Annotated in this window: 18 protein-coding genes; 9 read left to right on the plus strand and 9 right to left on the minus strand. The window is 62.5% G+C overall.

Annotation, left to right across the window (positions count from 1 at the left end; translation table 11 throughout):
* Positions 1–4: 4 nt before the first annotated feature.
* The 3 genes from ACYP01_RS01520 to ACYP01_RS01530 form a co-directional block, all read right to left on the minus strand.
* The gene (locus tag ACYP01_RS01520; RefSeq protein WP_003940410.1) at positions 5–2,509 is read right to left on the minus strand and encodes a cation-translocating P-type ATPase; all 2,505 of its coding nucleotides are present in this window, start codon (positions 2,507–2,509) and stop codon (positions 5–7) included.
* Between the two features lie 76 nt (positions 2,510–2,585).
* A complete protein-coding gene (locus tag ACYP01_RS01525; RefSeq protein ID WP_081558270.1) occupies positions 2,586–3,701 on the minus strand; it encodes an MBL fold metallo-hydrolase in 1,116 nt (371 codons plus the stop codon).
* 62 nt (positions 3,702–3,763) lie between these two features.
* Positions 3,764–4,495: an enoyl-CoA hydratase gene (locus ACYP01_RS01530; RefSeq protein ID WP_003940192.1), complete on the minus strand. Its 732-nt coding sequence runs from the start codon at positions 4,493–4,495 to the stop codon at positions 3,764–3,766.
* A gap of 112 nt (positions 4,496–4,607) precedes the next feature.
* Between ACYP01_RS01530 and ACYP01_RS01535 the strand changes: the two genes are divergently transcribed.
* Both ACYP01_RS01535 and ACYP01_RS01540 read left to right on the plus strand, forming a co-directional pair.
* Positions 4,608–5,711: an NAD(P)-binding domain-containing protein gene (locus ACYP01_RS01535; protein WP_459678340.1), complete on the plus strand. Its 1,104-nt coding sequence runs from the start codon at positions 4,608–4,610 to the stop codon at positions 5,709–5,711.
* Positions 5,708–7,150 (plus strand): phospholipase D-like domain-containing protein, encoded by a 1,443-nt coding sequence (locus ACYP01_RS01540; protein WP_459678342.1) that lies wholly within the window; start codon positions 5,708–5,710, stop codon positions 7,148–7,150. Before ACYP01_RS01535 ends, ACYP01_RS01540 begins: the two co-directional genes overlap by 4 nt.
* 4 nt (positions 7,151–7,154) lie before the next feature.
* Here ACYP01_RS01540 and ACYP01_RS01545 read toward each other — a convergent pair whose 3' ends face one another.
* Positions 7,155–7,664 carry a DUF6630 family protein gene (locus tag ACYP01_RS01545; protein ID WP_030534948.1) on the minus strand — a complete coding sequence of 170 codons (510 nt, stop codon included), beginning with the start codon at positions 7,662–7,664 and terminating at the stop codon, positions 7,155–7,157.
* Positions 7,665–8,042: 378 nt separating this feature from the next.
* Here ACYP01_RS01545 and ACYP01_RS01550 point away from each other — a divergent pair, with 378 nt between their 5' ends.
* Genes ACYP01_RS01550 through ACYP01_RS01575 form a run of 6 tightly spaced genes read left to right on the plus strand, consistent with a single transcriptional unit; the run spans position 8,043 to position 13,675 of the window.
* Positions 8,043–10,889, plus strand: a complete 2,847-nt coding sequence (locus ACYP01_RS01550; protein WP_459678345.1) for a HAMP domain-containing sensor histidine kinase — start codon at positions 8,043–8,045, stop codon at positions 10,887–10,889.
* Positions 10,886–11,302 (plus strand): roadblock/LC7 domain-containing protein, encoded by a 417-nt coding sequence (locus ACYP01_RS01555; RefSeq protein WP_003940329.1) that lies wholly within the window; start codon positions 10,886–10,888, stop codon positions 11,300–11,302. The genes ACYP01_RS01550 and ACYP01_RS01555 overlap by 4 nt, the downstream gene beginning before the upstream one ends.
* A gap of 5 nt (positions 11,303–11,307) precedes the next feature.
* The gene (locus ACYP01_RS01560) at positions 11,308–11,682 is read left to right on the plus strand and encodes a DUF742 domain-containing protein (protein WP_003939996.1); all 375 of its coding nucleotides are present in this window, start codon (positions 11,308–11,310) and stop codon (positions 11,680–11,682) included.
* Positions 11,663–12,250: a GTP-binding protein gene (locus ACYP01_RS01565; RefSeq protein ID WP_003940118.1), complete on the plus strand. Its 588-nt coding sequence runs from the start codon at positions 11,663–11,665 to the stop codon at positions 12,248–12,250. The genes ACYP01_RS01560 and ACYP01_RS01565 overlap by 20 nt, the downstream gene beginning before the upstream one ends.
* Positions 12,251–12,290: 40 nt before the next feature.
* Positions 12,291–13,085 (plus strand): MHYT domain-containing protein, encoded by a 795-nt coding sequence (locus ACYP01_RS01570; RefSeq protein WP_003939865.1) that lies wholly within the window; start codon positions 12,291–12,293, stop codon positions 13,083–13,085.
* A gap of 53 nt (positions 13,086–13,138) precedes the next feature.
* A complete protein-coding gene (locus ACYP01_RS01575) occupies positions 13,139–13,675 on the plus strand; it encodes a P-loop nucleotide/nucleoside kinase family protein (RefSeq protein WP_003940554.1) in 537 nt (178 codons plus the stop codon).
* Between the two features lie 12 nt (positions 13,676–13,687).
* Here the strand turns inward: ACYP01_RS01575 and ACYP01_RS01580 are convergent, their stop codons facing one another.
* Both ACYP01_RS01580 and ACYP01_RS01585 read right to left on the minus strand, forming a co-directional pair.
* Complete coding sequence (locus ACYP01_RS01580; RefSeq protein WP_042451126.1) at positions 13,688–14,146, minus strand: GNAT family N-acetyltransferase; 459 nt, start codon at positions 14,144–14,146, stop codon at positions 13,688–13,690.
* Between the two features lie 56 nt (positions 14,147–14,202).
* Positions 14,203–14,829 carry a helix-turn-helix domain-containing protein gene (locus tag ACYP01_RS01585; RefSeq protein WP_007727793.1) on the minus strand — a complete coding sequence of 209 codons (627 nt, stop codon included), beginning with the start codon at positions 14,827–14,829 and terminating at the stop codon, positions 14,203–14,205.
* A 33-nt stretch (positions 14,830–14,862) separates the two neighbouring features.
* Here ACYP01_RS01585 and ACYP01_RS01590 point away from each other — a divergent pair, with 33 nt between their 5' ends.
* The gene (locus tag ACYP01_RS01590) at positions 14,863–15,891 is read left to right on the plus strand and encodes an NAD(P)/FAD-dependent oxidoreductase (RefSeq protein WP_070160662.1); all 1,029 of its coding nucleotides are present in this window, start codon (positions 14,863–14,865) and stop codon (positions 15,889–15,891) included.
* 9 nt (positions 15,892–15,900) lie between these two features.
* Here the strand turns inward: ACYP01_RS01590 and ACYP01_RS01595 are convergent, their stop codons facing one another.
* The 3 genes from ACYP01_RS01595 to ACYP01_RS01605 all read right to left on the minus strand — a co-directional run.
* The gene (locus ACYP01_RS01595; RefSeq protein WP_042451127.1) at positions 15,901–16,320 is read right to left on the minus strand and encodes a DUF5313 family protein; all 420 of its coding nucleotides are present in this window, start codon (positions 16,318–16,320) and stop codon (positions 15,901–15,903) included.
* A 55-nt stretch (positions 16,321–16,375) separates the two neighbouring features.
* On the minus strand, positions 16,376–16,849 hold the full coding sequence (locus ACYP01_RS01600; RefSeq protein ID WP_003939892.1) for a MarR family winged helix-turn-helix transcriptional regulator: 474 nt from the start codon (positions 16,847–16,849) through the stop codon (positions 16,376–16,378).
* A gap of 45 nt (positions 16,850–16,894) precedes the next feature.
* Positions 16,895–17,409: cbb3-type cytochrome c oxidase subunit I (locus ACYP01_RS01605; protein ID WP_459678351.1), on the minus strand; the 515-nt coding region annotated here is incomplete at its 5' end.

Here is a 17,409-nt window from a genome sequence, read left to right on the forward strand (position 1 = left end):
CTACTCACTCACTGTGGGCATGGTGATGCTCGCCGGGCAGGTCGTCGGGTGTCGCGAACATCTTTCGTTTCTCCCCGTGCAGGCGTGCGCTGATCCACCACGAGAGTTCCACGAGTACAACGCCGATCGCGCCGAGGGTGATCGCGAGCGTCGTCGCAGCGACGTTGCTCGGATCCAGTTTGAAGAACTCGCGGGTGAACGGCAGCGCGAACAGGATGAGGTATCCGGCCACCGACCCGCCGATCAGAACGAGCTTCCACCAGACGTACGGCCGAGCCACGACGGCCAGAACCCACACGGCGATCATGATCAACGTGATGAGCGCACTGGTTCCGGCCTGGATCTTCTGGGTTTCCGTCTGGTCCGGGCCTTGGTAAGCCAATACGTAGGAGATGAACGTGGTGATGCCGATGATCAGGCCCGACGGCAACGCCAGACGCATCACGCGCGAGACGAAACCGGTTCGCGCGCGCTCGTTGTTGGGTGCCAGAGACAAGATGAAGGCCGGGATACCGATCGTGAACCACGCTGCGATCGTGACGTGGCGGGGCAGGAACGGGTACGGCAGCGGTTCGAAGTCGAAGACCTGGGACAGGACGCCGGTGATGCCGATCAGGAACGCAAGCACCACCGAGTAGACGGTCTTGGTCAGGAACAGATTCGACACACGCTCGATGTTGCCGATCACTCGGCGGCCTTCCGCGACGACGTACGGGAGCGTCGCGAACTTGTTGTCCAGCAGCACGATCTGGGCCACGGCTCGGGTAGCCGGGCTGCCCGAACCCATCGAGACTCCGATGTCGGCGTCCTTGAGGGCGAGCACGTCGTTGACGCCGTCACCGGTCATCGCGACGGTATGTCCGCGAGACTGCAAGGCCGCGACCATTTCCCGCTTCTGATCCGGTCGCACTCGACCGAACGTCGTTGCTCCGTCGAGAGTGTCCGCCAGCTTTTCCTGATCGCTGGGCAGCTCTCGCGCGTCGATGGGGCGGTCGCCGCCTTCGAGTCCGAGGGATCCGGCAACGGCGCCGACGGAAACCGCGTTGTCGCCGGAAATGACCTTGACCGCGACCTTCTGGCTGGCGAAGTACTCCAACGTCTCCTGGGCGTCCGGGCGCACTTTCTGCTCGAGCACGACCAGAGCTTCGGGGGTGACGGTGCCCGGTGCGTCGGCGTCGTCGACGGGGAGGTCGCTGCTGCCGAGCATGAGGACACGAAGTCCGCTCGAACCCACTTCCTCGGCCTTGCGGGCCATTTCCGAGTCGGGATCGAGCAGCACGTCCGGGGCACCGAGTACCCAGTTGCCGTGACTGCCGTACGACTGGCCGCTCCACTTCTTCGCCGAGGAGAACGGCGCCACCGCTGTCGCTTCGCCCCACCCGGAGTCGTCGGAGAGAGACTCGCGAATCGCCAGGACACTCGCGTTGGGGCGAGGGTCGGACGCGGCCATCGCGCTCAACGCGGACTTGACCGCAGTCTCCCCCGATCCACCCGGTGCGACGTCGACCTCGGACAGCCGCATACCGTTCTCGGTCAGCGTTCCGGTCTTGTCCGCGCACACCACGTCGACACGAGCCAGACCCTCGATCGCCGGCAACTCCTGAACGAGGCACTGGCGCTTGCCCAACCGGATCACACCGACCGCAAATGCAATGGACGTCATGAGCACAAGGCCTTCGGGAACCATCGGAACCAGAGCTGCCACCATGCCGTTGAGTGCCGGTCGGATCGGCAGGCCGATCGTGAAGAGCTGATTGAAGATGATCAGCGCACCCGCCGGAATCATCAGGTAGGTGATGAACTTCAGGATCTTGTCGATGCCGCTACGCAGTTCGGAATGCACGAGGGTGAACTTGCTCGCCTCTTCGGCCAGCTTGGCCGCGTATGCATCGCCGCCGACCTTGGTGGCGCGGTATGCACCGCTGCCCGCGGCAACAAAACTGCCCGACAACACTTGCTGGCCACTCGCCTTGTGAACCGGATCGGCCTCACCGGTGAGCAGCGATTCGTCGACCTCGAGTGCAGCCGAACTGACCACCTCACCGTCGACGACTATCTGGTCACCGGATCCGAGTTCGATAATGTCGTCGAGCACAACATCTTTGGGCGCCATCGCCACGGCGACGCCGTCACGCCTGACCATGGGCTTGGCCTGACTCACGATGGCCAGAGCGTCGAGCGTGCGCTTGGCGCGGATCTCCTGGATGATGCCGATACCGCTGTTCGCGATGATCAGCAGTCCGAACATACCGTCGATGATCGAACCCGTCGCGAGCACGATCACCAACAACACGGTCAGGATCGCGTTGATGCGAGTGAAGACGTTGCCGCGAATGATGTCCTTGACCGAGCGGGACGCCCGGTCCGGTACATCGTTGGTTTGTCCCGACGCGATCCTTGCTGCAACCTGATCGGCGGTCAGACCGCGGGCGACGTCGACGTCGTCCGGCAATCGCTCAGGCGCTACCGCCACTGCTGTCTCTTCTGAACTGGTGTGCTCGTGAGCCATGGTCAAAGATTACGCACCCGGAGCAACTAATCAGGGTGCGACTCGACAGGCAACCACGTCCGCGACACTTCGCCGCTCAGCCCAGCGGTATCCACCACTTCGACGGCGGTGTCGGTGACAACGCGTCGATCCTGCCGCCCGGCATCGGGACCGACACTGTTGTGCCCGCATCTGCAGCCGACTCGTCGAGGCGAATGATCGGCTCCGACCACGAGTGAAACGCGAGGTTGAACGTCGCCCAGTGAATCGGGACGAAGACACCGCGCGACCCGTCGCCCTTGTTGAGGTCGATGTGCGTCTGCACTGCCTCTTCCGGATTCATGTGGATGTCCGGCCAGCGCACGTCGTACGCACCGACGGGGAGAAGCGTCAGATCGAAAGGCCCATAGGTTTCACCCAGCTGTTCGAAACGTGATGTGTATCCGCTGTCACCACCGAAGAAGACCCGGTGCTTCGGCCCGGCGAATACCCACGACGCCCACTGGGTCGTGTTCCGGACAAGGCCACGACCGGAGAAGTGACGAGCCTCCGTGCACGTGAGGACCAGGTCGCCGATCTTGGTCGACTCGTCCCAGTCCAGTTCCACGATCCGGTTCTCGGGCACCTTCCAGTGCCGCAGGTGCGCACCGATACCGATCGGCACGACGAACGGAGCGGTCTGTGTACGAGTCAGGGTCTTGACCGTAGCCATGTCGAGATGGTCGTAGTGATCGTGAGAGATGACTATCGCATCCACTGCAGGCAGTTCGGTCAAAGCCACCGGAGTGGGGTGCATGCGTGCGGGACCTACTGTGGCCGAGGGTGATACGCGTTCACTCCACACCGGATCGGCGAGAACGCGGTAGCCGTCGACCTCGACGAGAACGCTCGAATGGCCGTACCACGTCACCGCCGCGTCGCCGGCTGCCGCCGGTGCCAGCGGAGTGGCCAACGGAATCGGCCGACGCGGCCGACCCGTCGACCCTCGCGTGGCCATCGACTTGAACATTCCGACATCGGTGCCCGGAACCAGTGTGCTGCTGGGCTCCGAGTTGTGGAACTGGCGGTCCCGGTATCGCGGGGACATCGCCGCATACGGTTGCACCGTGTTTCGCGAGGCCCCGATCTGCGTCGGGATGCCCCATGCGGCTCGCGCCACCCACCCCGTCGCCGCGGCAACAGCAGCAACTCCGAGAACCGTCGTCTTCTTCATTCAGACGAGCGTAGCCACTATCTGCCCTGCGTGCCCGGCGCCTGTTTTCCCTGCAACCAGCTTTACTTACCCTTGAATACGGGAGGGCGGTTCTCGATGCGGGCAGCGCGGGCTTCCTGGACGTCCTCGCTGAGCCAGGCGGCGTGAAGCGCGTCGAGCTGCTCGGGAGACTGCTCCTCCATGGTGCCGTCGTCGTTGAGAACCATCTTCATGTGCCGCAACGACAGCGGTGCGAGATTTGCAATGCGGTGTGCCCATTCCTGAGCGTCGTCGAGGGTTCCAATTTTGTTGGCGAGGCCGCGAGTGAAGGCTTCTTCGGCGCCGATCTGTTCGATGCCGAGCAAAATGGTGCGCGCGGGACCGCCGCCGACCAGCGACGCGAGCCGACGCATCGTCCACTTGTCCACCGAGACACCGAGGGTGGCGGCCGGGATTCCGAAGCGAGCGCTCGGCGCTACGACGCGAAGATCCGACGCGATGGCCAGTTGCGTGCCCGCGCCGATGGCCGGACCGTTGACAGCGGCAATGACGGGGATGGGCGCCGTGTCGATAGAGCGAAGCATCTCGAACAGACGATCGGTGAAGCCCTCCATGTAGACGTCGCCGGAAAGGTCCGCGCCTGCACAGAACGCCGATCCCTCACCGGTGATGACGACGACGTGCGCGTGCTCGGCTACCGCCGCGTTCATCGCGTCCCGTATTGCGATGCAGAGTTCCGCGCTGAGCGCATTACGACGCTCGTGACGCTGCAACTCGATGGTCACGACGTTGCCGTCACGGGAGAACCCGATCATGTCCGCTCACTTTCGTTTCTGGAAGGCTCGACACAGGGATGTTCCGAGGCGCCGATACCGTCCGCATACTTCTCTGCAGCTAAGTTCTGTACATCAGGAGGTTAGATTACCGATGAGTACAGACGACCTTGCCGCACAGCAACCACACCCGGTTGACGTGTTGGTGATCGGCGCCGGACAGGCCGGACTCTCCGCCGCGTACTACCTGCGCAAGTTCGGAATCGAGCCCGAATCGGGGTTCGTGGTGCTCGATCATGCGTCGGGGCCGGGCGGGGCGTGGCAGTTCCGTTGGCCGAGCCTGACACTGAGCACCGTCAACGGCGTCCATGACCTCCCGGGAATGTCCTTCGCGGAAACCACCGGTACAGACGCCGAACAGGTGCCTGCATCGGTGGCGGTCCCCCACTACTTCGAACTGTACGAAAAGCAATTCGAACTTCCCGTCCACCGCCCGGTACACACGCGAGTGGTGTGTCCGAGGGAAGAGCGCCTGCGGATCGAGACCGACCAGGGAGTATTCGCGGCGCGAGGCTTGATCAACGCGACGGGGACCTGGGAGCGGCCCTTCATCCCCCACTATCGCGGGGCCGAGTCGTTCCGTGGCCGACAACTGCACACGAAGGACTATCGAACCGCTGCCGAGTTCGAAGGCAAACATGTCGTCGTGGTCGGCGGCGGGATCTCGGCTGTCCAACTGCTCGACGAGATCTCACGCGTCACGACCACTACCTGGGTGACGCGGCGCGAACCCGAGTTCCGCGACGAGCCGTTCACGCCGGACATCGGCCGCGCTGCGGTTGCCATGGTCGAAGATCGTGTACGACGCGGCCTGCCACCGGGATCCGTTGTCTCGGTGACCGGCCTCCCGGTAACGCCTGCCATCCGGGCAGCACGTGAGCGTGGTGTGATGAATCGACTGCCGATGTTCTCCGAAATTCTTCCGAACGGCGTGAAATGGGCCGACGGTACCGTCGCCGACGCCGATGTCATCTTGTGGTGCACCGGTTTTCGTAGCTCACTCGATCACCTGGCGCCGTTGCACCTGCGCGGACCGGGTGGCGGAATCCCGATGACCGGGCGCCTCGCCACGCAGGTCGAAGCCGACCCTCGCGTGCACCTGGTGGGATACGGACCGTCGTCGTCGACGATCGGAGCCAACCGCGCCGGCCAAGCGGCAGCGCGCGAACTGACCGCGTACCTGGGAATCGGCGAATGAACAGAATCCTTGTTCCGGGCGAAACCTGCTGGCGCATCGAACCGGCGGACAATCTTGCCTGCATCGTCGACGCCGCTGACTACTTTCATCATGCGAAGTCCGCAATGCTGCAAGCTGAGAAGCGAATCATGTTGATCGGCTGGGACTTCGACACGCGCATCAAACTCGAACCAGGCAACCAGACTCTCGACGGCCCCAACCGGTTGGGAATGTTCCTCCGCTGGCTCGTCCGCGAGAAACCCGACCTCGAAATCCTCGTACTCAAATGGAACATCGGCGCGTTCACCGCAATCGGCCGCGGCATGACTCCCGTCTTCGTGTCCAACTGGCTGACCGACGAGCGCCTACGGTTCGAGATCGACGGCGCCCACCCGGTTGGTGCGGCGCACCATCAGAAAATCATCGTCATCGACGACGCTCTGGCGTTCTGCGGCGGCATCGACATGACTGTGGACCGCTGGGACACCTCGGATCACGTCGACCGAAACGATTATCGAATCACGCCGAGCGGAAGGCGTTACGGCCCTTGGCATGACGCAACCACGGCGGTCGACGGCAATGCGGCTGCGGCCATCGGCGAATTGGCGCGGGCACGCTGGAAATCCGCAACCGGCGAGGATCTGACACCGGTCAAGAGCACTACGACTCCATGGCCCGTCAATTTGGCTCCCACCTTGCGGGTGGTCGACGTAGCCGTCGCCAGAACATTGCCGGAACTCGGCGAGCGCGCGGAGGTTCGCGAGATCGAGGCGCTGTATCTCGCGGCCATCGCCGGCGCCGAACACACGCTGTACATCGAAAGCCAGTACCTCGCATCACGCACGCTGGCCGAGGCGATTGCCGCGCGTCTACGTGAGGCCGACGGGCCGGAAATCATTCTGGTCATTCCCCGCAATGCCGATGGATGGCTCGAACAAAAGGCGATGGACGGGGCACGCCACGACCTGCTGCATTTGCTGTGGTCGGCCGATATCCACGACCGTTTCGGTGCGTTTTATCCCGTGACCTCTTCTGGCGCACCCATTTACGTACATGCCAAGGTTCTCGTGATGGACGATCGCCTCCTGCGAATCGGGTCGTCGAATCTCAACAACCGTTCGATGGGCTTCGACACCGAGTGCGACATCGCCGTCGAATCCGACGACGACGCAGATGTCGAGTTGCGCGCCTCGATCATCGGATTGAGGCGCCGCCTACTCAGCGAGCACCTCGACGTCACCGAGGAAGAAGTCGACGACGCGTTGGGCGAGCAGTCACTGTTGTCGACGGTTCGCGCTCTCTCGACCTCCGACGCTCGCAGTCTGCGCGAATTCGACCGGAACACAGTCGACGGCGAAGACCACGTGCTCGCTGAAAATGCACTGATGGATCCCGAGCGCACGCCGCCCAGACTGAGCGATCGAATCGAAGGATTGCGCCGCCTGCTCGGCAAACGCTGAGACTCTAGAACACGCGCACGCAGTGCCCGGTTGCCAGCGCGAGTTCGACGAGCGTTGCACCGTGAACACTCGGGACGAGCGCGAGGAGAAACGTATCGCTGTCGCTGTCGAGCCAGGCAAGTGAAACGCCCGTATCGGTGATGTTGTCGCCGATACGGGCGAGAAGCGATTCGAGTCCAGCAGCTCGATCGAAGGCCACGACAAGACTGTCCGCCCACTCCCACGATCCCGCCGGCGCCGACGTGAGCACTCGCAGCTGACCCAGAACCTCGGCAGCATCCTCGTTCCAGTCCACCCAGACCAGGCGTTCTTGTTCGTGCAATGCGTCGACGAGAGCAAACCACGCCATTTCCGGGTGTGGCTTCTCGAGCGTCTGTGAGTACAACTCGTTCTGTACTTCGACATACCGTTCCGGTTGGTCGATCGCGAGAGTCACACGATCGATGACAACAGCGCTGTCAGGGGCGAGCAGTTCGGCGATCGCGCGCAACGCATCGCGAGCAGTTCCACTCACTATGGCTCCAAGTTCAATTCGGTCATCGGTGCGGTTTCCACATTCTGACATGCGTGTGCGCCTCGTTCGGACGTGTCCTCGATGTCGGGACACGAGCCAGATGCTTGCCGTGAGTTCCACGAATTCCCGGGCAGCACTGCTCACCGAGCTACCAAATTGGACTATCCGGCTATCCCATTCGCCGCACTTGTCCGTTTACCCTTTCACCTGGCCTTACAATCCGGATATAGTCATCGGCGATCCAAGAAGCCAACTGGGATGTAGCGAGCCAGCGAACAGTCTGTTACCGTTCAGCTAACTACCCCTTCTGGTCAAACCGGATCGAAGGGGTTCGGGCAATGACCCACGGGGGGTTGACGTGAAGGGGCCATGTTCCGCATGAAACACGATTCACACACGACAACCTCTTGGTGGTCGATCGGCGAATGGCGCCTGGGATGGAAGGTCATCGCCGTTCTCGCATTGCCGATGATCGTCGCCGTCGTCCTCGGAGCCCTTCGCGTTCAGACGGAACTCGAAGAAGCCGCACAGCTGAGTTCCTCGTCCGAGCGCGCCCTCGCTGTGCCCGCCGCGATCAATCTCGAATCCGCGCTGTACGAGCTCGCCGAAGCCGCATCGGCACGCACTGACACCGGCCCCGCCACACAAGCGGTTTCGGACGCAATGGATCAACTGGTCGACGCCGCGCGCGCGTTCCAGTCCGACGACGACCTCAACGACCAAGTGACTTCGGCGCTCGCAGAGAGCCGTTCCATCACGGAGGAGGTCGCCGCCGGCGCGGTGGCTCCCGCACGCTTGGTTTCGCGGGTCGGCGAAGTCTCGCGCGCACTCTCGAGCACCTTCACCAGCGTCGTCGAGCATTCTCAGCGTCCGGCGCTGCGCGAAGAGGGTGGCCGACTCTCAGCACTCTGGGATGCGCGACGAGCACTGGCCGAACAACGAATCCTCTTCGGCTCAGGTGATCCGGACCAGCAGGCTCGTACCTCGATGGTCAGTGCCGCCGGTGCCGAACTGGTCGCTCTGAACAACATTCTCGCCATCGACGGGAGCAACGACACCGTCCGGACCCTCAGCAACTCTGCTCAGAACCGGATCAACGCACTCGGATCAACCCCGTCGACCTCTCCTCTGGGGAGCCGCGTCGGTACCGATCTGAAATCCGGAAACGACCAGTACAACAGCCTGACCGACACCACCGTCACCGAGTTCGGCGATACCGTCACCGCTGAATCCAATGCAGCACGAACCGCAGCACTTCGTGACACTGCAATCGTGCTCGGCGCGGTCCTGCTGGCACTGGCCATCGCCCTCGTCATCAGCCGATCGCTCATCGATCCGATCCGTCGGCTGCGATTTGCCGCATTGCAAGCAGCACGACGCGGACTCCCCGACGCGATCGAACGAATTCGCGCAGGTGCCAGTATCGACGACGTCGACTTCGCCCGTGTCCCGATCCGCACCCACGAGGAAATCGGCGAGCTTGCACGCGCGGTGGACGACATGCACGGTCAGGCCATCACGCTGGCCGGCGAGCAGGCCACCCTGCGGCGCCAGGTCAACGACATGTTCGAAACGCTGTCGAGGCGTAACAAGTCCCTCGTCGACCAGCAACTCGGTTTGATCGAACAGTTGGAGCAGGACGAAGACGACCCTCGTCGCCTCGAGAATCTGTTCCGGCTCGACCACATCGCCGCGAGAATGCGTAGAAACGGCGACAACTTGTTGGTTCTCGCCGGAACCGATGTACGCCGCGCCAGAACCGCCCCCGTCGCTCTCGGCGATATCCTTCGTGCGGCGGTATCAGGCGTCGAGGAATATCGACGCGTCGAACTCGGGCAGATACCGCCCGGAGTCGTCACCGGTCATGCTGCCCCGGACGTCGTTCACCTCATCGCTGAACTGCTCGACAATTCTCTGCGGTACTCCCCACCGGAGACCACCGTCTCCATCAACGCTGCCCGCACCATCGACGGCTCCATGATCGTCGAGATCGCAGATCTCGGTATCGGCATGTCGCCTGCCGATATCCTCGATGCCAACGAGCGCCTCGCCGCCGGCGGCGAGATGAGCGCGGATACAGCGCGTCGCATGGGTTTGTTCGTCGTGAGCCGAATCAGTCGTCGCTACAACATCTCTGTGCGCCTGCGCCCGACGGCAACGTCGTCGACGCACAGCGGCATCACCGCAACGGTGCTCCTACCGACGTCGATACTCGATTCTTCTCGGGGACCCGAGATCCGCACGCCGCGAACCGGACCCGTGCCCACGCTCGATCGGACTCCGCCGCCCGCACCGTCTGAACCGTCCTGGTCAAAGCCCGTCCCGACCGAATTGGCACCCCCGCAGCCTGCGACCAGAAGTTTCGCAGATCTCCCGCGTCGAACACCCAGCAACAGCACCGACCGGACTGAGACGTTCGCCCCGATCACACCGCAATCCATTCCCACGACAACAGCGCCTTCGGGGTTACCACGTCGCACTCCGGGCACAAGTGGAGTACCGGCGGTCAGTACCTCGACTCCGACCACTGCTGCACCCGCCACCTCGGTGTCGTCCTTCGCTCCTCTGCCCGATCCCGAAGGCACAAGCGCATCGACGTCCCTTCCCGTGCGTACTCCTTCGCCGGAATTCACCTCGTCGGCACAGGGTCCCGAGATCCCGGTGGGTCCACACCCGTCGACAACCCCGCCGCCACGGCACCGGCTCTCACCCCCGACGCCGACAAACACTGCGGCGTTCTTCTCCTCGCGCACCCGTGACGGGCTCTCTGCTCGCGCATCGACGCGCGCTGACGGCGCGGGAGACGGCAACTCGAACGGCGTACTCGCTGTCCCGACCACGATGCCGATTTTCGCCCGGATGGTGTCCGAGTGGCTCGTGGACCCGACGGCGGAGACTTCAGCTGCTTCCACCGGCAGTGCGTGGACCACCGACGCGGATCAAGGCTGGCTGGCCGCTCGGACCTCGTTCGAGATGCCGGTCACCAAGATCGCCGATTCCGGACTTCCCATTCGAGACCGCGGAGCCCGCCTGGTTCCCGGTGCCGTCGGGAGAGGCGGAACGACACAGCGCCATGCATCCAATCCGGCGGACGTCCAACGTGGTTGGAGCAGTTACCAATCCGGCGTACAACGAGGGCGTCGGCGCGCCGCCGACCATGAGCCCGATGTCGGACAGTCTTTCGAATCGTCCACGATGTTGCACAACGATGAAGGAGAACAGTGAACACTGTCGGAGCCCAAGAGACTCCCCGCGCACTCGACTGGCTGGTTTCGGCTTTTGCCCGAGACGTGCCGGGTGTGAGTCACGCGATCATCGTCTCAGCCGACGGGTTGTTGACGGCCTCGAGCACACATCTTCCGCTCGACCGAGCCGATCAATTAGCCGCTGTCACTTCCGGACTCGCCAGCCTGTCCGCGGGGGCGTCACGCCTCTTCGACGGTGGCGCCGTCATGCAGTCCGTCGTCGAGATGGAGAACGGCTACCTGCTTCTCATGGGCGTCGGTAGTGGCGCTTACCTTGCCGCTCTCGCTGTCGCCGGATGCGACATCGGCCAGATCGGTTACGAAATGGCGACTCTCGTCGATCGCGTCGGGACCACCATGGACATTGCCCCGAGAACATCGCAGGGTATTTGAGTTCGATGCCTCACCATCAATCCGAGTACGACGACGCCGAACCGAGCTTGGTCCGGCCGTACGCGCTCACCGAAGGTCGGACCCTGCCGTCCATCGACCTCCCACTCGAAGCGATCATCGCGACGATCGAAGACGTGGTCTCGAACAATCTTGCACCGCAGGATATTCGTGCATCGATCGTCGCACTCTGCGAGCAGCGGATCTCGGTTGCCGAGATCGCTGCCCACCTGGGTGTTCCGATCGGAGTCGTGCGGGTACTGGTCGCCGACCTCGTAGTAGCCGGATCACTGGAAATACATGCCACTCTGCGAAGCGACGCATCTCGAGTCGAGCGACGCGAACTGATCGAAAGGACCCTCAGTGGACTTCGGGCACTCTGACTCATCGTCTCGCGTGAAATCGACAAAAATCGTGATCGCCGGGGGTTTCGGTGTTGGCAAGACAACACTTGTGGGGACCGTCTCCGAAATCGTCCCCCTTCGCACGGAGGCCATGGTCACCGACGCCAGCGACGGTATCGACAATCTCGGATCCACTCCCGACAAGAGCACCACGACGGTCGCGATGGACTTCGGGCGTATCACTCTCGCTGACGACCTGGTCCTCTATCTGTTCGGAACCCCGGGACAGCGCCGCTTCTGGTTCATGTGGGACGACCTGATCACCGGTGCGATCGGTGCGGTCATTCTGGTCGACACGCGTCGCCTGGAAGACAGCTTCGCCGCAGTCGACTTCTTCGAGGCGCGAGGCCTCCCGTTCATCGTGGCGGTCAACCGTTTCGACGGCGCGCCAATCCATTCGGCGAGCGATCTCCGCCAGGCGTTGGCTCTACCCAACCGGGTTCCCATGATCGAGATCGACGCCCGAAACCGCGAATCGGCCAAACGCGCGCTGATCGCCGTCACCGAATACTCCCTCGAACGACTTGCAGCTGAAGCAGTCGTCTAGATGAATCACCAGATGCGAATCGTCGCCGAAAGGAACTGGCATGTCGGATGAAATGCACCATTTCTCGATGGGAATCTGGCTGCTCGGACTCGCCTACGTCGTGTCCGTGGTCGGGTCGGTAGTCGGCCTGGCGTGCACCAGGCATTCAGCGTCGGCGACGACAACCGCCACACGCATGCGATGGCTCGCCATGGCTGCCTTGTCGATCGGTGGCGTCGCCATCTGGCTCATGCATTTCATCGCCATGCTCGGCTTCGCAGTCCCCGGCAGTCCCATTCGATACAACCTCGGATGGACCGTGATCTCCGCGATCATCTCAGTAGGGGCCGTGTTTGTCGGCCTGCTGATCATCGGGACCGAATTTCGCTGGACGCGGCTTCTGATCGGGGGCGTGGTAACCGGTCTCGCCGTGAACATCATGCATTACACGGGTATGCGCGCCTTGCGCTTTCAGGGCGAGATCCACTACGACCTGCTCTTCGTTGCACTGTCGGTTCTCATCGCAGTCGTCGCCGGAACCGCTGCACTGTGGTTCACCATGGTGCTCGAGTCCACGATTCTGCGTTTCGTCGCCGGAATCATCATGGGCATCGCTGTCGTCGGTATGCACTACACCGGAATGGCCGCTGTCGAGGTTGTTCACGACGCGGCAGCCCCGGCGCCACAGGGACTCGAAGTGTTCTCATTCCTCTTCCCTGTCTTCGTTCTCGGCCTGCTGGCGTTGGCAGTTCCGATTGTGGCAGTGCTGACAGCACCCAACCGTGCGACGGCACGAATGGAATCCGCCGCCGACGATCTGGCGTTCGAAGCACGAGAGTTCGCGATCTCGAACTGAGCAGGGTACGGGGCGAGTTCACGTAAATCGACAACGCCCCGTACATTTCGGGGATGGTGGATGCCGGACACAACCCCCAGCCATCGACCCGCGCAACGCTCGTCGTGATCGGTGGTTTGCCGGCCACCGGCAAGTCGACGATCGCGCGGGCGCTTGCGCAGCGTCACCAAATCCCCTTCGTGCGGATCGATACCATCGAACAGGCGCTGATCCGCAGCGGTATAGCTGACGCGTCCGGGACCGCTGGATACATCACCGGGTACGCGCTCGCCGCCGAACAATTGCGACTGGGACTTTCGGTCGTGGTCGAATGCGTCAACCCCGTCGAGGCGACACGAAACGCCTGGTCCGCTACCGCACAACATAATTCGGCGCGCCTGCTCGGTGTCGAGGTAATCTGTTCGGATCCCGACGAGCATCGCAGACGCGCTGAACGACGAGTCGTCGACATCCCGGATCTCGTACTACCGACGTGGCAGGAAATTCTGGATCGAGACTACGAGCCGTGGACTACGGAACGGCTGGTGCTCGACACCGCAATCATGGACTCCGACAGTGCAGTACGACGCATCACAGCCAAGATGCTGTAGCGTGCGAGCTGCTCACAAGGTGAGAACGAAGAATGCGCTGTTCGGGTCTTCGCGGTAGTTCCCGAACGGTGGACAAGGCACGAACCCGAATTTCGCGTACAACCGGCGAGCTGGATCGAAGAACTCTTGCGTACCGGTCTCCAATTCGAGTTGCCGGTAACCTCGTTGTCTCGACTCGTCCACGACGTGTTGAAGAAGTCGCGTTCCCACGCCACGCCCCCTTGCTGCCGATGACGTTCGCATCGACTTGATCTCGCCGCCCGCCGACGACCGTTCCTTGAGTGCGACGCAACCGAGTAACTCGTCACCTTCGCTCCACAGCGTCCACATGGTCACAGAGCTATCCATCAGCCCCGTGACGTCCAGCGCGTGAACGCTGTCCGCGGGCGAGGTCGCGTGCATGTCGGCGAGATGTTCGGTGAGTAGAGCACGGACCGCATCCCGACTCAGGTCGTCAATTTCGATTCGCACAGATCCTCACTGTCCTCTTCGCTTCCGGCAGTACCGAATGAAAGTATGACTGTCCTTCACTTCGCCGAAGGCCTGGCCCGAACGTGGATGCGTTCTCCTTGGGGGCCGAACAGACTCAGTACCTCGACCGGGCCGCGCCCGTCACTGCCGAACCAATGCGGGTTTCGGGTGTCGAATTCAGCAGCTTCACCCGTACCCATCACGATGTCGTGATCGGCCAACACCAACCGCAACCTCCCCGACAGCACGTACAGCCATTCGTAGCCGTCGTGCACTTGGGGATCCGGTTCCGTCTGGCTTGCCGGGATGGTCATCTTGAATGCCTGCAACCCACCCGGTTGCCGAGTCAGCGGCAATACCGTTCGCCCACTGACGCTTCGAGGCGCACTCTGGATGCGTGGATCGGCGACCTGCGGTGCCGCCACCAGTTGGTCCAACGGCACTTGGTGGGCAAGCGCGATCGGAAGCAGCAACTCCAAGCTCGGGCGACGCTCCCCCGCTTCGAGCCTCGACAGGGTGCTCTTCGAAATACCGGTGGACTCGGACAGCGCTGTGAGCGTGACGTTCCTCTGTGTACGAATGCGTTTGAGGCGCGCGCCGATCTGCGAGATGGCGGCATCGATGTGCGGACCGTTGACATTCATGGTGCCGAGTCTGACGACGATTCCCAGAAATGGCAACATTAGTTGCTGATGAACCTCCTCCGCGAGCAATCTGTGCTCATGCGAACACACACTGAAACTGAGATCCTCGACGCCGTGATCGTCGGCGGTGGCGCCGCCGGACTCAGCGCAGCCCTGGTGTTGGGTCGTGCTCGGCGCTCGGTCGCCGTCATCGATTCCGGCAAACCGCGCAACGCACCGGCAGCACACATGCACGGCTTCCTCTCGCGCGACGGCATGGCGCCACGTGAGTTGCTCGCCGTCGGACGCAGCGAATTGCAGACGTACGGAGTGGAATTGACACAAGATGACGTAGTCGACATCTCCTGGCGCGGTATCGAACCCGGCTTTGTCGTCGAACTTTCAGGAGGCACGACGCTCGAGACTCGTACTGTGCTGGTTGCCACCGGTCTACGGGATTCACTCCCGGAAATACCAGGCATCCAGGAGCTTTGGGGACAAAGCGTGCTCCATTGCCCGTACTGCCATGCGTACGAGATCAGCGACCAACCGATCGGCGTTCTCGGCGGCGACGCTCGCGAGATGTCACTTCACCAGGCGTTTCTACTCCGACAGTGGTCGTCGGATGTGACGTTCTTCCCCGACAAGATCTCGCTCACCCCCGACGAACGCGCGCGACTGGCTGCCCGAGGAGTGACGGTTGCCGACGGATCGGTATCTGGATTGGTCTGCGAGAAAAGCAAACTGAAAGCCGTCGAACTCGACAACGGCCAACTTGTTGCGCGCTCAGCACTGTTCGTTGCGCCGCGTTTCGTTCCGAACGACGCACATCTGACGCGACTCGGCTGCAAAACCAGCCCCACGGGATTCGTGGCTGTCGATCGTTCCGGCGCCACCAGTGTTCCTGGTATCTGGGGCGCCGGCAACGTCGTCGACCCTCGCGCCCAGGTAATCAATGCTGCGGCGGCAGGTTCGACCGCGGCAATCGCGATCAACGGATATCTGGTCGAGCAAGATGTCGAATCGGCTCTTCGTTCGACCGAGCCGGAAGGGGGCTTCTCGGCGACCGTGGAGCAACGCGTCTGCGAGTTGAACGGCGGCAGCGCCCTCCACGGCTTGTGACCGAGGCGTCTACGTCGCGGGGCCGCCGTGCAACTTCTCGTAGGCGGCCTTCTCGGCGTCGTGGCGCGAGATCTTCTTCGGGTTCTCGAGGTCGGAAGGCAAACCGTGACGCTCGAGGCGGCGCGACCTGTTCTGAGCCATGTAGGAGACCGAATAGAACAGTGCCAGAAGCACTCCGAGCAGCACCATCGATGCCCGCAGGGCCCACGGTCCGGGGAAGAGCATGAAGGCCGCGAACACTGGAATGAACGGCACCATGCTTCGGATCAGGTGACGCGGCACGGCCCAGTCACCGATCAGGTCGTTTCGTACCCAGTCCTGCATCGAATCGGGCAGTTTGCGCCCCACTGAATAACCCAACCACTGAAGAGGATTCGGGCTCGTACGTTGCTTTTTGGAAGTCACGGAAGTCACCTGTTCGGTACGCATCGACGGTACTGACGCAGTCATCACGTTTCTTTCGGATGCAGTCATCACATTTCTCTCATTGGTCCAAGGCTCCGGCGCGGAGCGCGGCCTCGTTGACCCGCGTCAGAACATTGTGGAGTTCTTCGAGTTCGGCGAGGCTGACGCCGAGCTTCGCGACAACCGCCGGCGGGATCTTCTCCGCCTCCGCGCGCAGTGCCACACCGGCTTCGGTGAGGTCCACGTCCAGTTGCCGTTCGTCGGCGCGGCTACGGGTTCGCGTGATCAGCCCGGACGCCTCGAGTCGCTTGAGGAGCGGCGACAGCGTCGGCGAATCGAGTTGCAGTGCCTGCCCGATTTCCTTGACCGCCATCGGCGACTTTCCCCACAGTGCCAGCATCACCAGGTACTGGGGATGCGTGAGGCCCATCGGCTCGAGCAGTGGCCGGTAGACGGACAGCACCGCCCGGTTCGCGACCGCAAGTGCAAAGCACACCTGCCGGTCGAGAGCCAGCGGATCATCCATCTGCGTCTGCGGAGCCTTCGTCGTCATGAATCCGATGTTATCAGATTAATTAGTGCAGCAACTATTATTGCACTAATCAATCTGGCGATGATCGTCACTCTTCTCCAACGTCGACGTGGGTTGCCCGGTGAGACCCACGTGCGCTTCCGCCCTCATTCGCTCCACCATGTGCGGGTAGTGCAGCTCGAACGCCGGACGCTCACTGCGGATGCGCGGCAACTCGGTGAAGTTGTGACGCGGCGGCGGGCAGGTGGTTGCCCACTCCAGCGAGTTTCCGTAACCCCACGGATCGTCGACGGTGACAACTTCGCCGTAGCGGTAACTCTTGAAGACGTTCCAGATGAACGGGAGCGTCGAGGCACCGAGTACGAAGGCGAAGATCGTGGACACCGAGTTCAGAACCGTGAACCCGTCCGAGGGTAGGTAGTCGGCGTAACGACGCGGCATACCTTCGCCGCCGAGCCAGTGCTGGACGAGGAACGTGCCGTGGAAACCGACGAACGTGGTCCAGAAGTGCCACTTGCCGAGACGCTCGTCCATCATGCGACCGGTCATCTTCGGGAACCAGAAGTAGATACCGGCGTACG

The organism is Rhodococcus sp. no. 34 (assembly GCF_054589475.1).

Bases quoted from the DNA above. Each gene is read 5' to 3' on its own strand.
- ACYP01_RS01550 (WP_459678345.1), top strand. From the start codon at position 8,043: ATGAAACACGATTCACACACGACAACCTCTTGGTGGTCGATCGGCGAA.
- ACYP01_RS01595 (WP_042451127.1), bottom strand. From the start codon at position 16,320: ATGCGTACCGAACAGGTGACTTCCGTGACTTCCAAAAAGCAACGTACG.
- ACYP01_RS01525 (WP_081558270.1), bottom strand. From the start codon at position 3,701: ATGAAGAAGACGACGGTTCTCGGAGTTGCTGCTGTTGCCGCGGCGACG.
- ACYP01_RS01585 (WP_007727793.1), bottom strand. From the start codon at position 14,829: ATGTTGCCATTTCTGGGAATCGTCGTCAGACTCGGCACCATGAATGTC.
- ACYP01_RS01570 (WP_003939865.1), top strand. From the start codon at position 12,291: ATGTCGGATGAAATGCACCATTTCTCGATGGGAATCTGGCTGCTCGGA.
- ACYP01_RS01575 (WP_003940554.1), top strand. From the start codon at position 13,139: ATGGTGGATGCCGGACACAACCCCCAGCCATCGACCCGCGCAACGCTC.
- ACYP01_RS01600 (WP_003939892.1), bottom strand. From the start codon at position 16,849: ATGACGACGAAGGCTCCGCAGACGCAGATGGATGATCCGCTGGCTCTC.
- ACYP01_RS01535 (WP_459678340.1), top strand. From the start codon at position 4,608: ATGAGTACAGACGACCTTGCCGCACAGCAACCACACCCGGTTGACGTG.
- ACYP01_RS01520 (WP_003940410.1), bottom strand. From the start codon at position 2,509: ATGGCTCACGAGCACACCAGTTCAGAAGAGACAGCAGTGGCGGTAGCG.
- ACYP01_RS01530 (WP_003940192.1), bottom strand. From the start codon at position 4,495: ATGATCGGGTTCTCCCGTGACGGCAACGTCGTGACCATCGAGTTGCAG.
- ACYP01_RS01560 (WP_003939996.1), top strand. From the start codon at position 11,308: ATGCCTCACCATCAATCCGAGTACGACGACGCCGAACCGAGCTTGGTC.
- ACYP01_RS01540 (WP_459678342.1), top strand. From the start codon at position 5,708: ATGAACAGAATCCTTGTTCCGGGCGAAACCTGCTGGCGCATCGAACCG.